This is a genomic window from Peribacillus sp. BM1 (assembly GCF_056679975.1).
Genome location: NZ_CM155259.1, coordinates 805262 through 820969, shown reverse-complemented (window position 1 = coordinate 820969; position 15708 = coordinate 805262). Strand labels below are relative to the sequence as shown.

At 40.0% G+C, this 15708-nt stretch carries 16 protein-coding genes; all 16 read left to right on the top strand.

Translation table 11 applies throughout. The features are described from left to right. The first annotated feature begins 471 nt into the window (after positions 1-471). Entirely contained in the window at positions 472-1755 is a 1284-nt protein-coding gene (locus AC1MGI_RS03925; protein ID WP_480348659.1) for a UDP-N-acetylglucosamine 1-carboxyvinyltransferase, read from the top strand. Positions 1756-1854: 99 nt separating this feature from the next. Continuing rightward, positions 1855-2817: a class II fructose-bisphosphatase gene (gene glpX, locus AC1MGI_RS03920; protein ID WP_062185373.1), complete on the top strand. Its 963-nt coding sequence runs from the start codon at positions 1855-1857 to the stop codon at positions 2815-2817. Between the two features lie 326 nt (positions 2818-3143). Beyond that, positions 3144-4424: a transcription termination factor Rho gene (rho, locus tag AC1MGI_RS03915; RefSeq protein WP_480348658.1), complete on the top strand. Its 1281-nt coding sequence runs from the start codon at positions 3144-3146 to the stop codon at positions 4422-4424. Between the two features lie 271 nt (positions 4425-4695). Beyond that, positions 4696-4908 carry a 50S ribosomal protein L31 gene (gene rpmE, locus AC1MGI_RS03910; protein WP_062185380.1) on the top strand — a complete coding sequence of 71 codons (213 nt, stop codon included), beginning with the start codon at positions 4696-4698 and terminating at the stop codon, positions 4906-4908. 248 nt (positions 4909-5156) lie between these two features. Beyond that, a complete protein-coding gene (locus AC1MGI_RS03905; protein WP_480348657.1) occupies positions 5157-5774 on the top strand; it encodes a thymidine kinase in 618 nt (205 codons plus the stop codon). 179 nt (positions 5775-5953) lie between these two features. Continuing rightward, positions 5954-6376 carry a hypothetical protein gene (locus AC1MGI_RS03900; protein WP_480348656.1) on the top strand — a complete coding sequence of 141 codons (423 nt, stop codon included), beginning with the start codon at positions 5954-5956 and terminating at the stop codon, positions 6374-6376. 178 nt (positions 6377-6554) lie between these two features. Then, positions 6555-7634, top strand: a complete 1080-nt coding sequence (prfA, locus tag AC1MGI_RS03895) for a peptide chain release factor 1 (RefSeq protein WP_480348655.1) — start codon at positions 6555-6557, stop codon at positions 7632-7634. Next, a complete protein-coding gene (prmC, locus tag AC1MGI_RS03890) occupies positions 7627-8493 on the top strand; it encodes a peptide chain release factor N(5)-glutamine methyltransferase (RefSeq protein WP_480348654.1) in 867 nt (288 codons plus the stop codon). The genes prfA and prmC overlap by 8 nt, the downstream gene beginning before the upstream one ends. A gap of 207 nt (positions 8494-8700) precedes the next feature. Beyond that, positions 8701-9618: a stage II sporulation protein R gene (gene spoIIR / locus AC1MGI_RS03885; RefSeq protein ID WP_480348653.1), complete on the top strand. Its 918-nt coding sequence runs from the start codon at positions 8701-8703 to the stop codon at positions 9616-9618. Between the two features lie 194 nt (positions 9619-9812). Then, positions 9813-10247, top strand: a complete 435-nt coding sequence (locus AC1MGI_RS03880; protein ID WP_480348652.1) for a GNAT family N-acetyltransferase — start codon at positions 9813-9815, stop codon at positions 10245-10247. Positions 10248-10433: 186 nt separating this feature from the next. Continuing rightward, positions 10434-11480: an L-threonylcarbamoyladenylate synthase gene (locus AC1MGI_RS03875; RefSeq protein ID WP_480348651.1), complete on the top strand. Its 1047-nt coding sequence runs from the start codon at positions 10434-10436 to the stop codon at positions 11478-11480. A gap of 86 nt (positions 11481-11566) precedes the next feature. Further along, on the top strand, positions 11567-12121 hold the full coding sequence (locus AC1MGI_RS03870; protein ID WP_480348650.1) for a manganese efflux pump MntP: 555 nt from the start codon (positions 11567-11569) through the stop codon (positions 12119-12121). 276 nt (positions 12122-12397) lie between these two features. Next, on the top strand, positions 12398-12841 hold the full coding sequence (locus AC1MGI_RS03865; protein ID WP_480348649.1) for a low molecular weight protein arginine phosphatase: 444 nt from the start codon (positions 12398-12400) through the stop codon (positions 12839-12841). A gap of 237 nt (positions 12842-13078) precedes the next feature. Continuing rightward, the gene (rpiB, locus tag AC1MGI_RS03860) at positions 13079-13531 is read left to right on the top strand and encodes a ribose 5-phosphate isomerase B (protein WP_062185401.1); all 453 of its coding nucleotides are present in this window, start codon (positions 13079-13081) and stop codon (positions 13529-13531) included. Between the two features lie 15 nt (positions 13532-13546). Then, positions 13547-14125 (top strand): TIGR01440 family protein, encoded by a 579-nt coding sequence (locus tag AC1MGI_RS03855; RefSeq protein ID WP_480348648.1) that lies wholly within the window; start codon positions 13547-13549, stop codon positions 14123-14125. A 243-nt stretch (positions 14126-14368) separates the two neighbouring features. Beyond that, positions 14369-15610, top strand: coding sequence for a serine hydroxymethyltransferase (glyA, locus tag AC1MGI_RS03850; RefSeq protein WP_480348647.1), 1242 nt, complete (start codon positions 14369-14371; stop codon positions 15608-15610). The last annotated feature ends 98 nt before the right edge of the window (positions 15611-15708 follow it).

Below are 15708 nucleotides of genomic sequence, written 5' to 3'. Positions count from 1 at the left end.
TGAAAAAGGTTCAGGTTCTAAAAACTAAGTCACCTTATGAAGGTGGTGGTGCAGAGCTGTTTTTGCGAAGCCCTGCCCCTTTTCCACTAAACAGTTGGAATTTTTTTCACAATCATATAAACTAGAGGAAACAATGAAATTACACGTATAGGAGGGTTATTTCAAAAACGCCCAATATAGAAGATAGGTTAAGAACCGTTCTTTAATAGAAAAAGGAATGGAGCTATTTCAAATATTGGAATGTAAGATAAGTGTGTAAACGTTTTCTATGATGCTATGCATTCCGATCCAGACTAAATCTTCCATGCTTTTTAACTAAAAAGTTTTTTTAAATTTGTATACATGACTTTTGAATTTTTGTGCAAACTAGTAAAGTGAAACTAAGAAAAGCATATGTATGAAATGGTAAAATATCCCATTATTAATTTTGGGTGAAATTTTCTCCAGTGCTAGCGTAGAAGGGAGTTTATTATGGAAAAACTTAAGATTGCAGGTGGGTACCCGTTACAAGGGAGTATTCGAGTAAGTGGGGCTAAAAATAGTGCCGTTGCCCTCATTCCTGCAACAATATTAGCAGATTCTACTGTTACAATTGAGGGATTACCAGATATATCGGATGTTCAAATGTTGAAAGCGCTTCTTGAGGAGATAGGTGGCGAGATTGATTTTCGGGATGGAGAGATGACTGTAGATCCATCAAAAATGATTTCAATGCCATTGCCAAATGGGAGAGTGAAGAAATTACGTGCCTCTTATTATTTGATGGGAGCCATGCTTGGGAAGTTTAAGAAAGCTGTTATTGGTTTGCCTGGTGGGTGTCATCTAGGTCCTCGTCCGATAGACCAACATATTAAAGGATTTGAAGCGCTCGGTGCTCAGGTTACGAATGAGCAAGGCGCAATTTATTTAAGAGCAGATGAACTTAGAGGCGCAAAAATTTACCTAGATGTTGTAAGTGTGGGAGCAACTATTAATATTATGCTTGCGGCGGTACTTGCGAAAGGCCGAACAGTCATTGAAAACGCAGCTAAAGAACCGGAAATCATTGATGTAGCGACATTATTGACAAATATGGGCGCGAGAATTAAAGGAGCTGGCACAGATGTTATCCGAATTGATGGTGTTGAAAAATTAAACGGATGCAGACACACAATTATTCCTGATAGAATCGAAGCTGGTACATTTATGATTATGGCTGCAGCGGTTGGAAAAGGCATCATTATTGATAATGTCATTGCCCAACATGTAGAATCTTTGATTGCCAAACTAAGGGAAATGGGCGTGAATATAGAAACAGGAGATGATCAAATCTTCGTCTCTCCTGGATCTCAATTAAAGTCCGTCGATATCAAAACGCTTGTCTACCCAGGTTTTCCTACAGACCTTCAACAACCTTTCACATCATTGTTAACGAAAACAACTGGCTCAAGTATGGTTACAGACACGATTTATGGAGCACGATTCAAGCATATCGATGAACTCCGTAGGATGAATGCAACCATTAAAGTTGAGGGACGTGCTGCCATTATTAATGGGCCTGCCCAACTCCAAGGGGCGAAAGTAAAGGCAAGTGATTTGCGTGCTGGAGCGGCGCTGGTTATTGCGGGGCTTATGGCTGAAGGAATTACGGAAGTAACAGGCCTTGAACATATCGACAGAGGCTATAGCCATCTTGTTGAAAAGTTATCAGGGCTTGGGGCAACGATTTGGCGCGAAGAAATGACTGTGGAAGAAATTGAACAGTTTAAAAATTAACAATATCCCTATTGTTCAATGTGTTACAATGCTTATTCGAATGTGTTATACTAATTTAAATAAAAGAATATGTTTTGTAACATTAAGGGGGGAATCGCGATGGAAAGAAGCTTATCAATGGAACTTGTTCGTGTGACAGAAGGAGCGGCATTAGAATCAGCACGCTGGATGGGTAGAGGGTTGAAAATGGAAGCGGATGATGCAGCCACAACCGCTATGCGAGATGTATTTGATACAGTTCCCATGAAAGGGACGGTCGTCATCGGTGAAGGAGAGATGGATGAGGCTCCAATGCTATACATAGGTGAAAAGCTTGGGACAGGCTATGGACCTCGTGTAGATGTGGCGGTAGATCCTTTAGAGGGGACGAACATTGTCGCATCTGGCGGGTGGAACGCTCTTGCGGTATTAGCTGTTGCAGATCATGGTAATTTACTACATGCCCCTGATATGTATATGGAAAAGATTGCTGTTGGTCCTGAAGCGGTAGGGTTAATTGATATCGATGCCTCGATTCTTGACAACTTAAAAGCTGTCGCAAAAGCAAAGAATAAAGATATCCAAGATGTTGTAGCAACGGTGTTAAATCGCGAGCGACACGGAAGGATTATTCAAGAATTACGTAATGCTGGAGCGCGAATTAAGTTAATTAATGATGGTGATGTGGCTGGAGCAATTAATACAGCATTTGATCATACTGGTGTTGATATTTTATTTGGTAGCGGTGGAGCACCTGAAGGCGTCATTTCAGCTGTTGCCTTAAAATGCCTTGGGGGAGAAATCCAAGGGAAACTGCTTCCGCAAAATGACGAAGAAGCTGAACGCTGTATGAAGATGGGTATTGATGTCAATGCTGTGTTAAGAATGGAAGACCTTGTTCGTGGGGACGATGCAATATTTGCTGCAACAGGCGTCACTGATGGAGAATTATTAAAAGGTGTCCAATTTAAAGGGAATTATGGCGAAACCCATTCTGTTGTCATGCGAGCAAAATCTGGCACAGTCCGCTTTGTCGAAGGGCGTCATAGCTTGAAAAAGAAACCGAACCTGGTCATGCGTTAACCAATTCTACCTCGTGGATTTCAGAAACCCTTCAATAAAAGCGGGCGGTTTTCACTGCTCGCTTTCTCTGCAAAAAAATTAAGTTGATTAATTAAAATAAAGAAAGTACAATAAAGGTTGTTTTTATAAACATTTTACATTCAATCAACTATCTATTTATTACTCCAAATTTATGAGCCTTCTATTTTATTCTTCTTTACAAGTAAAGATGTCAATCATTATCTTCTAGCAAAAAGGATACTCTTCCTATTGCCATTTATTTCCCATCCGTATAATCTATGTATGATATGGATGTAACCGTTAATTATATAAAGTGTGGTGCCAAAATGAATTTAACTATTTCGAATTTAGAAAACATGAAATTAAAAGATTTGTACGAACATGCTCGCGAATACAAAGTATCGTATTACAGCAAGCTTTCAAAAAAAGAACTAATCTTTGCGATATTAAAAGCACAAGCTGAGCAAGATGGATTATTATTCATGGAAGGTGTACTTGAAATCATCCCATCTGAGGGATTCGGCTTCCTTCGTCCGATTAACTATTCTCCAAGCTCAGAGGATATTTATATTTCCGCTTCACAGATTCGCCGATTTGACCTGAGAAATGGTGATAAGGTATCTGGTAAAGTACGACCTCCTAAAGAGAACGAACGTTATTATGGCTTGCTTCATGTTGAAGCTGTCAATGGTGATAACCCAGAATCAGCAAAGGAACGTGTGCATTTCCCTGGTTTGACCCCGCTATACCCTGATCGTCAAATTAAGCTGGAAACGGTTCCGAAATATTTGTCCACTCGAATTATGGATGTGCTTGCTCCAGTTGGGTTTGGACAACGTGGTTTGGTTGTTGCGCCACCAAAAGCGGGTAAAACGATGCTGATTAAAGAAATTGCTAATTCAATCACAACGAATCACCCAGAAGCAGAATTAATCGTGCTTTTAATTGATGAGCGTCCTGAAGAGGTAACGGATATTGAACGGTCGGTTGCTGGGGATGTAGTCAGCTCAACGTTTGATGAAGTACCTGAAAACCATATTAAAGTGGCAGAATTAGTTCTTGAACGCGCAATGCGACTTGTGGAACATAAACGTGATGTTATTATCCTGATGGATAGTATTACTCGTCTTGCTAGAGCGTACAATCTTGTGATTCCGCCAAGTGGTCGTACCCTTTCAGGTGGGATTGACCCAGCAGCTTTCCATCGACCAAAACGATTCTTTGGTGCAGCGCGTAATATTGAAGAAGGTGGAAGTTTAACCATTCTTGCAACAGCGCTTGTTGATACTGGTTCACGTATGGATGACGTCATTTATGAAGAATTTAAAGGTACGGGAAACATGGAGCTTCATCTGGATCGAACGCTAGCTGAGAGAAGAATCTTCCCAGCAATTGATATCAGACGTTCTGGAACACGGAAGGAAGAGTTGTTAATTCCGAAAGACCGCCTTGATAAGCTATGGGCAATCCGCAAAACAATGTCTGACTCACCTGATTTCGTCGAGAAATTCTTGCGCCGTTTAAAACAAACAAAGAACAATGAAGAATTTTTCGGTAAGTTGGAAGAAGAGATGAAAAAAGGCTTGGCTGCATCCAAGCGTTCTTAAACGATAAGAAGAGTTTTATATTGAATAACGGTGTTCAGATCAAGTGGTCTAGCTTTTCTCCATAATGGCTTTCGGTCCTGTGTGGATGTGCTAGCGTTGACGTTCCCGTTATACATTACTCTTAGTAAAATGTAACAAGTAGTTGCATATCTCGACTATAGTTGTTATAATAAGTGCATGTGTTTTTACAAATTATGTGAGGGTTACTTATCTTCACATTGAAGTTATAACTCTGTTTCAGAATGATTCAGGGCAGAAGGAGATGAAAAGAATGAAAACTGGAATCCATCCAAATTATAAACTTGCAAAAGTAATTTGCTCTTGCGGGAATACATTTGAAACTGGTTCAATCAAAGAAGAAATTAAAGTTGAGACTTGTTCAGAATGTCATCCATTCTACACTGGTCGTCAAAAATTCGCTGAAGCTGGCGGACGTGTTGACCGTTTCAACAAAAAATACGGTATCAAATCAGAACAACAGTAATAATGAAAACTTCCGAAACAGGCAAGTGTACGTCCTTGCCTGTTTTTTTATTGCGAATTAATGGTCTTTTTACTAAGATTGCCTGAAAAAGGGCTTTAATATAATCCGTTTGATGGAATTTGAAAGGTGACAGGGTTGTTAACTCTGTTTTTATAGATTAGGTTTTTGGACCAAGAATCAGGACGAAGTGATCGTGAGAAATTGGTCGGAAGGAAGGGTAATAGCTGGAAAGGGGAGTGACTGTTTCAATGTATGAAATGAAACAATCTGGCTGGATTGAATTGATTTGTGGAAGTATGTTTTCAGGGAAATCGGAGGAATTAATTAAAAGGGTCAGCCGAGCTCAGTTTGCGAAACAGAGTATTGCTGTTTTCAAACCTGTTATTGATAATCGCTATGCGAAAGAAGCTGTAGTGTCCCACGATGGATCATCTGTTATGGCGAAACCAATTTCGCATTCTACTGAGATTTTTAATTATCTCGATAAAAAAATAGATATCATTGCGATTGATGAGGTACAATTTTTTGACGAAGAAATTGTAGATGTTGCCCAGCAGCTTGCGGACAGCGGTTATCGTGTTATTCTGGCTGGATTGGATCAGGACTTTCGGGGCGAACCATTTGGGTCTGTACCGATTTTGATGGCATTGGCGGAATCTGTCACAAAGCTTCAAGCTGTTTGTGCGGTTTGTGGTTCAGCAGCAAGTAGAACTCAGCGACTTGTGAATGGACTTCCAGCTGCCTATGATCAACCTATCATACTTGTGGGAGCTTCTGAAGCGTATGAGCCTAGATGTAGACATCATCATATGGTACCTGATAAGTCCGAAAAGATGAAAAGAATTGTAAAGAATCATACAAAATAATAAAGAAGTCGTCCGAGGGGTCAGACCTCACACTTTATACATCTTTTATGTGTCATCTTTATGCCATAAACGATATATAGGAGATGTGGGGTCTGACCCTTTTTCACCTATGTTTTGCGCTAAATATGGGAAGCCTATTACCAAGCCTTATAAAGGGCAGGATCAAAGGGGGTTTCCGTATGAAAATAATATGGTCTTTTGTAATCATCGCATTATTAACAGGCTGTAATGGCTTGTCGAATAATGCGGGAGATAAGAATAATACGAATGAAGTAGGCACGAGTAATCTAAAAAAGGTAACGAGTGATAATGGGCATTATAGTAATCAGCCTGCTGATCAACTGTTAAATACTCCGTATCGTGTATCGAACATAGCTCCTTCTAATGGAGATGATATCGAGCAGGCTCGTAAAATAGTTGAGGCCCAAACGGATTATGAGGCAACGGGTGTCTGGGTAAATGGGCTTTCGATGGTTGTGACCATTGAAGATCATGGGGAAATTAAAACAGAATCAGAATGGAAGAAGGAAAAGAAACGAATTCATCGTCTTCTGATTAAAGCATTACCGCGTTATCATGTTGATATAAAACGAGATCATTAATTTAAAATTACCGGATTCGAGCATCCTTTACCCGATTGTCTTTGACGTTGATTATTATCCTATACTATAATTAACATGAAATGGATAAACTAAAAAGCTAAAGAGGCGAATCAATGGATGGTGTGTCCAAAACATATGGATCAGATCTTTTTGGGACATCCTCCTTGGAAATTATGAGGTGAAAAGAGTGTTTGATCGACTACAGGCAGTTGAAGATAGATACGAACGATTAAATGAATTATTAAGTGATCCTGAAGTGATCAATGATTCAAATAAGCTTAGAGAATACTCGAAGGAACAATCGGATATTCAAGATACCGCTATTACGTATAAGGAATATAAAGTAATTCGGGAACAATATCAAGAAGCGAAAGCAATGCTTGATGAAAAGCTTGATGCGGATATGAAAGAGATGGTTAAAGAAGAGTTGAATGAACTTGAATCGAATATTGAAGAGTTGGAAGCTCGGTTAAAAGTTCTCTTAATTCCCAAAGACCCAAATGACAATAAAAACGTAATTATGGAAATCCGCGGCGCGGCTGGTGGAGATGAAGCAGCGTTATTTGCCGGAAGTCTATATCGCATGTATAGCCGATATGCTGAGATGCAGGGCTGGAAAACTGAAATCATTGATGCCAATGCAACAGGACTAGGCGGTTACAAGGAAATTATCTTCATGATTAACGGAAATGGCGCTTATTCTAAATTGAAATTTGAGAATGGAGCACACCGCGTTCAACGTGTTCCTGAAACAGAGTCAGGTGGCCGAATTCATACATCAACAGCTACGGTTGCTGTATTACCTGAAACAGAAGAAGTAGAAATTGAAATCCATGAAAAAGATATTCGCGTCGACACATTTGCTTCTAGTGGTCCTGGGGGACAGAGTGTAAATACAACGATGTCCGCTGTTCGATTAACACATCTTCCGACCAATACGGTTGTTTCGTGTCAGGATGAAAAGTCGCAGATCAAAAATAAAGAAAAAGCTATGAAGGTTTTGCGTGCTCGTGTGTATGATAAAATTAACCGGGAAATTCAAGCTGAGTACGATCAAAACCGTAAGTTGGCAGTTGGAACAGGTGATCGCTCAGAGCGAATTCGCACGTACAACTTCCCGCAGAATCGTGTGACAGACCATAGAATTGGTTTGACGATTCAGAAGCTCGATCAAATCATGGAAGGTAAGCTTGATGATGTAATTGATGCATTAATTGTAGAGGACCAATCCTCTAGGCTGCAAAATGCGGATGATTAAGTCATGTAAAAAAGTATACGAAGCCCTGAATTGGGCTTCTTCTTTTCTAGTGGAGAATAATCGAGATCGGAATGCCGGGGAGATTTTACTACAATATTATCTTGGAGTAAATCGGTCACAGTTGCTTGCGAGTTTACATGATGAACTCCCCGATCATATCAAAAACTCGTTCCTTCAAGCTGTACAAAAGCATGTGACGGGTACGCCTGTTCAATATATAATCGGTTCCGAGGAATTTTACGGCAGAACCTTTAAGGTGAATGAAGAAGTTCTGATTCCAAGACCGGAAACGGAAGAATTAATTGAACATGCACTTCGTAAAATTAAAAAAATGTTTCCAGTAGAACAGCCGCTCACGCTTGTAGATATTGGAACAGGAAGCGGTGCAATTGCCATTACGATGAAGCTAGAATGTCCTAAATTGCTTGTGACTGCGACAGATATTGCGAAACCATCTTTGGATGTTGCTAGAACAAATGGAAATACTTTATCGGCAGAGGTTGAGTGGGTACAAGGAGATTTATTAGCGCCATTTATTGAAAAGGGACAAACGTTCGATATCCTTCTTTCCAACCCGCCCTATATTCCCGTAGCCGACAAAGAAACGATGTCAGTCGTTGTAACCGAACATGAACCACACCGTGCTTTGTTCGCGGGTGAGGATGGTTTGGACTTTTATCGTCGGTTTATGGAGGAGCTCCCCCGTGTTATGAAAAAACCAGGACTCATCGGCTTTGAATTCGGTGCAGGACAAGGTAATTCAGTTGCTGGAATGTTACAAAAGGCATTTCCCAAAGCATTAGTCAGTGTTGAATATGATATTAATGGCAAGGATCGAATGGTTTTTGCTGAACTCTAAAACAAAAGGTGCCTATAAATTCTACTTTTTCTGTTAAAGACCAGTTTCCCCCGTTGCGGTGGATAAACGGGTCTTTTTCTATAGTGTAAATGGATTCTATTAAACTTTTAAAAAGTTAGGATAATCGATACTTTATTTTTTTCTAGATATATAGTTTAAACCCCCCCCTTTCTGGCGACACTATTTTTGTGAGGGGAGAGGATAAAGATGAGAAAAAATTTAGCACTTATCTATCTATTAATTTTAACGATTGGAACGATCGTAAGTTTATATATGCCTAAAGTGGAGGCGACAGTTGAAGAAACCGAGATGATACCTGACGAAGCGATTAGGTTAAGGATTCTTGCTAATAGTGATTTAGAGGCAGATCAAGTAGTCAAACGACTCATCCGCGATGAAGTGAATAAGGAGATCACTACCTGGGTTGAAGATTTAACATCCTTAGACGAAGCAAGAACAACCATTTCATCTAATATTCCACAGATCCAGAAAATAGCAGAAAGAATCATAGCGGAAAAAGGTTTGAATCAAACAGTCTCGGTTAAATTCGGTAAAGCTGAATTTCCAACGAAGCTGTACGGCCAATATTTATATCCAGCAGGCGAATATGAGGCCATTGTCATTACATTGGGAGCAGGGGAAGGAGCTAATTGGTGGTGTGTGTTATTCCCGCCCTTATGCTTTCTTGATTTTTCAAATGGAACAGCAGTAAGTCAGACACCTTTTGAAGAGGAGGAAGTAGAATCACAGAAACCTATTGAAGAACAAGAAGAAACGCAAAGTTCTATTGAGTTGATTGAAAAAGAGAAAGAAGAAACACAGAGTCCTGTTGAAGAGAAAGAAGAAGCGCAGGGTCTTGTTGAAGAGGAAGAAGAAACGCAGAGTCCTGTTGAAGAGAAAGAAGAAGCGCAGAATCTCATTGAGGATAAAGAGGAATCACGGGGTCTTATTGAGAATAAAGAAGAAACAGAGAGTCTTCTTAACGATAATGAAGAATTACAGAAGCAGCCTGACTCACAACAAGTTCAAGTAGCTGTAAAACAGGACTCGATCTACAATGGTCAAGAAGAAGAACCGATTATCGTAAAATCATTTTTTGCAGAGCTATTTTCTCAATTATTTTGACCGTTTGTATGAAGGGGGAGGGCTGACGACGTTGCCAATTAAATTGCAACTGCGTTCTTCTGTTATTGGAGCCATTTTTGGTCTATGCTAGCCTCTTTAGGTTGATCAAGTCGCTTTTCAGTTTGTGTCTTACTCGGAGTTCTAGTTTAGGGTTTCTATCATATACCTAGTAAAAAGCTAGAGGAGCGATACGTATGACAATATTCTATCAAGTAAGTGAAATGGACATTCCAGAATTGGCGCGGTTTTTATCGGAAGCTAATGCAGGAGAGGTAGATTTACAGAAACAATATCATTACTTTGTAGTCGCTAAAGATGATGAAGGTGAAATCTTGGGAACCATTGGATTAATACCCATCGGAGATTCCGGATTGCTACGATCCTTTGTGATTTCACCTGCATTTCCTACAGAGAAAATTTCAGAGCTTATTCAATGTATGTTACTTGCAGCTAAGAGTCGCGAATTAGCGTCAATCTATCTTGTGACAGAGAAACAAAGCTCGCTCGCGTTTTTTGAAGCGTTTGGTTTTGAAAGAAAAGAAAATATAGCACAAGAGATAAAAAGTTCTCCACATGTGGAAAAGCTAATCCAACAGGGAAATCGGTGGTTTATGCAGAAAATTCTTTGAATTAATCAACATACCCACAAAGTTATTCACAAACAAACAAGTGTTATCCACATTTTGTGGATAACACTTGTTTTATTTACAGTCATCTTTTATACTTTCAAAGTAACTTTTTTAATAAAAGGTGAAATAATAAGATTCTTTTAATGAGAAATAGAACATAATGTAAAAAAGGTGAAGGTGTTAATAATGGAAACTATTTTGTGGATAGTGGATAAAACTGTGGATAAGAAAAAAGGTTATCCACAACTAATAGAGGCAGCTCATTTACTTGCTGAAAATGAGGTTGTTGCTTTCCCGACTGAGACCGTTTATGGATTAGGAGGGAATGCTAAAAGTGATGAAGCGGTAAGGAAAATATTTGGAGCAAAAGGTCGTCCTAATGATAACCCATTAATTGTTCATATTGCGTCAATGGAACAGTTAAATGAAATTACAGCAGAGATTCCTAAATTAGCGAAAATCTTAATTAAGGAATTCTGGCCAGGTCCTCTCACGCTCATTCTTGAAAAAAAAGAAGGTGTTTTGCCAAATAGTGTGACAGCAGGTTTGCGAACTGTGGGGGTCAGAATGCCAGATCACCCCGTTGCACTTGAATTAATCCGTGCGAGTGGTGTGCCGATTGCAGCTCCAAGTGCTAATACATCAGGAAAACCAAGCCCAACAACGGCAAAACATGTTTCGGCCGACTTAGACGGAAAGATTGCAGGTATAGTCGATGGCGGTCCTACCGGTATAGGGGTGGAATCGACCGTTCTTGATTGTACAGTACCGGTACCTGTCATTCTTAGACCTGGTGGTGTGACAAAAGAAGAAATTGAAGCTGTTATTGGTCCGGTTACCGAAGATGTAGCACTTAAAAATCAAGCAGTTACACCGAAGTCGCCTGGAATGAAATATACCCATTATGCGCCAAATGCACCGCTTATTTTAATTGAGGGTAAACGGGAATTTTTTCAGCAGCTAGTCGATCAGTATCAAGCAGAAGGCAAGAAGGTTGCGGTGATGGTGCCCAAAGAGCACTCGGATCATTATCAAGCGGATTATCTCGTTTGTTCAGGTTCTCTGGCTAATTTACATTCAATTGCAGCGAAATTATATGATACATTACGGACATTCAACGATCTCGATGTAGATCTGATTTTGGCAGAAGTATATCCAGAAACAGGTATTGGTCAAGCTATTATGAACCGGTTGCATAAAGCAGCAGGACATCAGTTAATCAAGGAAAAGTAAAGACTTGCAGCACTTTCGCTTTTCTCATTCTATTTTCCCTTGGACATGCATAACATGAAGTAGGCACGTCCGAGGGGGTAGGGAAAGTGAGTGTAGTTACGGGAGAGCTGGTAACTTTAATGCTTATGGCATTTGCATTAGGAATGGATGCCTTTTCTGTCGGGCTTGGGATGGGGATGTTCAAGCTAAGGCTCAGACAAATATTGTTCATTGGCTTGACAGTAGGCCTTTTTCATATATGTATGCCTCTAGTAGGTATGACAGCTGGCCGGTTTATTTCGGGGCATTTTGGTGTGTTTGCTGTTTATGCTGGCGGAATTTTACTTCTCATTCTCGGGATTCAGATGTGTATATCAGGAATACGAGGAGGAGACGCTCCTCTCCTTGCTCCGGTAGGGAAAGGGTTATTCATTTTTGCCATTAGTGTGAGCTTGGACAGTCTTTCTGTTGGTCTGACTCTGGGGATTTATGGAGCGAAGACCTTGTTAACCATTCTCTGCTTTGGAATTGCAGCTACCCTGCTTACCTGGCTGGGTCTACTAACAGGAAGGAAAATTCAAGGATTGCTCGGAGTTTACAGTGAAGTGCTGGGCGGTAGCATTTTATGTGCTTTCGGTTTAAAGCTCTTGCTGTCCTTTTAATCATGAATAAACGAGCCGAAGTCAGAGAGTTTTTGAAATCTGGCTTTTTTTGTTATCCTTTCCGTCGCTTACAACAAGGCGATTATCTGTATAAGTCAGCCTTTGCTAGATATTAAAACATATCCTTATGTTTCGCGTATAAAATGTCAAAATATTGTTCGGATTGTCATGGACGTCCATTAGGATAAAATGCTACTTTTATCTTAGGGAATATAGAAACAAGGTTTTAGGATTAGAGAATGGTCCACTATAATGGAATTGAAGGAGGCTGACTTAATGATTCGAGTATTATTTGTTTGTACGGGAAATACATGCCGAAGCCCTATGGCAGAAGCGATACTAAGAGCGAAGAAGCTGTTTGGAATAGAAGTGAAGTCGGCTGGTATATATGCTTCATTAGGCCATCCGGCTTCAGATCATGCAAAAAATATTTTATCAGATCAAAATATACATCAGGCTCATTCTTCTACTCTTTTAACAAAAATTGAAATTGACTGGGCTACACATATTTTCACGATGACAGAAGGGCATAAATCTATAATAACGACTTCATACCCAAAATCTTCAGATAAGACCTTTACATTGAAAGAATTTGTGCTCGATGACCCTAATAATAGCGATGTTTTCGATCCGTACGGTGGTTCACGAGAAATGTATGAGGAAACCTTCAGTGAGCTTCAGGTGTTAATCGAAGGGTTAATTAAAAAAGTTGGTGGATAACAAAAAACGGATGGTGAATAATGGTTGTGGAAATCGCCCCTTCGCTAATGGGTCCTCCTTTTTCCGGAGCAAGGGTCTACCCTCGCACTCTAACAACTGTTTATAGTTTAATTTACGCTTCATGTAAACGATAAATAATAATTACAGGATCTGCCTCTTTGTTTTACGTTAAAGATACCTTTATCTTTTCTTTCATTTATGACACAATAAAAGTAAAAAATCCTGGGGAGGATTCCAATGAAAGTAGCAATCACATCAGACCACGGCGGAATGGTAATCCGTGAAGAAATAAAAAAGTTAATGGACGAGCTTGACATTCCTTATGATGATTTTGGGTGTGAGTGTCAAACATCTGTCGATTACCCGGATTACGCACTCCCTGTTGCGGAAAAGGTAGCGAATGGAGAATATGATAAAGGCATTTTGATTTGTGGAACTGGAATTGGTATGAGCATCGCTGCGAACAAGGTGAAGGGGATTCGTTGTGCACTTGTGCATGACGTTTATAGTGCAAAGCTGACACGTCAGCACAATGATAGCAATATGCTTGCGATGGGAGAACGTGTCGTTGGTCCAGGACTTGCCCGGGAAATTGCCAAAGCGTGGTTGGTAGAAGAGTTCGAAGGTGGTCGTCATGCGAATCGAATTGGGAAAATTTCTGAGTACGAGGATAAAAACGGATCATTCTGAAAGGAAGCGTATTTCATGGTATATGAAGAATTAGAGTTGATCAGAAGCCAATTCAGAACTTTGCTTGCAGAATTTCAACAAGAGGCAGGCTTGACAGAAAAGCAGTTGCTTGTCATAGGTTGTAGCACAAGCGAGGTGATCGGCAAACGGATTGGGACAGAAGGTACGCTAGATGTAGCGAATATGCTCTTCACTGAATTGCGGGTATTTCAGAAACAAATAGGAGTTCAACTTGCCTTTCAATGCTGTGAGCATCTAAATAGAGCGCTTGTTTTAGATAGAGAGACTGCAGAATCAAGAAGGTATGAGGAAGTATCAGTAGTTCCTGTTAGAAAAGCCGGAGGAGCAATGGCAACGGCTGCGTATCAGCAGCTAGCGAATCCTATAGTTGTTGAGCATGTTCAGGCAGATGCTGGTATTGATATTGGAGATACATTTATTGGGATGCATCTTAAACATGTCGCAGTTCCAATTCGTTCTTCTGTAAAAGAAATTGGAAACGCACATGTTACAATGGCAAAAACTCGTCCAAAACTCATTGGCGGTGAACGCGCTGTTTATAATAATACTTCAGAAAACCAAAGTTGCTCGTAATTTTAGTAAAGCGCTTCTCTTGTCAATATAGAGGAGTGTTTTTATTATGGAGAGTGTATATTACACGAACGATTAATGAAAAAAAGTCTATAATGTTCGATAAAATTAAATAGATACACTACCACTCACTTATTGAACATGGTAAAATGAAAGAGAAATTTTTCAAACTAGTAGTTCAGTAGATTAGGTTTTTCATCAATCTATGATACATACTGACAATCACGGATTAAGAGGAGGATTACAATGAACCGTTTAGCGAATCAAGATGAGCAGGTTTTTAAAGCTATTCAAGAAGAATTAGGTCGACAGAGAAGCAAGATTGAATTAATTGCTTCAGAGAACTTTGTAAGTGAAGCTGTCATGGAAGCCCAGGGATCTGTATTAACGAATAAGTATGCAGAAGGGTACCCAGGTAAACGCTACTATGGTGGATGTGAATATGTGGATGTTGTCGAAGATTTAGCTCGTGACCGTGCGAAAGAAATCTTTGGTGCCGAACATGCAAACGTTCAGCCTCATTCTGGAGCGCAAGCGAATATGGCTGTTTATTTCACGATTCTTGAGCCTGGAGATACGGTTCTTGGTATGAATCTTTCTCATGGTGGACATTTAACGCACGGAAGCCCTGTGAACTTTAGTGGTGTTCAATATAACTTTGTTGAGTATGGAGTAGATCAAGAAAATCATCTGATTAATTATGAAGATGTACTTGAAAAAGCACGCCAGCATAAGCCGAAGTTAATCGTTGCTGGAGCAAGCGCCTACCCGCGTGCCATTGATTTCAAACGCTTCAGAGAAATTGCTGATGAAGTCGGAGCATATTTAATGGTCGACATGGCACATATTGCAGGGTTAGTTGCAGCTGGATTACATGAAAATCCAGTTCCATACGCTGATTTTGTTACAACAACTACCCATAAAACATTACGCGGACCTCGCGGTGGGATGATTCTTTGTAAAGAAGAATTTGCGAAAAAGATTGATAAGTCCATCTTCCCTGGAATTCAAGGCGGTCCATTAATGCATGTGATTGCGGCGAAAGCAGTTGCTTTTGACGAAGCACTACAAGATGATTTTAAGGCATATGCAAAGCAAATCATTGATAATGCACAACGCCTCGGTGACGCTTTGATAAAAGAAGGAATCCAGCTTGTATCAGGTGGAACGGATAACCATTTACTATTGATCGATGTACGTTCAGTTGGATTGACGGGTAAAGTGGCTGAAAAGGCATTAGATGATATTGGAATCACAGTAAATAAAAACACGATTCCATTCGATCCTGAAAGTCCATTTGTAACAAGTGGAGTCAGAATTGGGACTGCGGCAGTAACGTCCCGTGGATTTAGTTTAGAAGACATGGATGAAATTGCTTCAATTATTGGATTGGTTCTGAAAAATGTAGAAGACGAAGCAAAACTGGAAGAAGCGAAACAACGAGTGGAAGCTCTTTCTGGAAAATATACTTTATATCCCTCTTTATAATTCATAAAGAGGTTGTCGAAAAGGGTCTGCCCTCACATGCTATCCGTCGTTTATCGTGTTCTCTACACGTCTACTAAACGAAATATAGCAATGTGAGG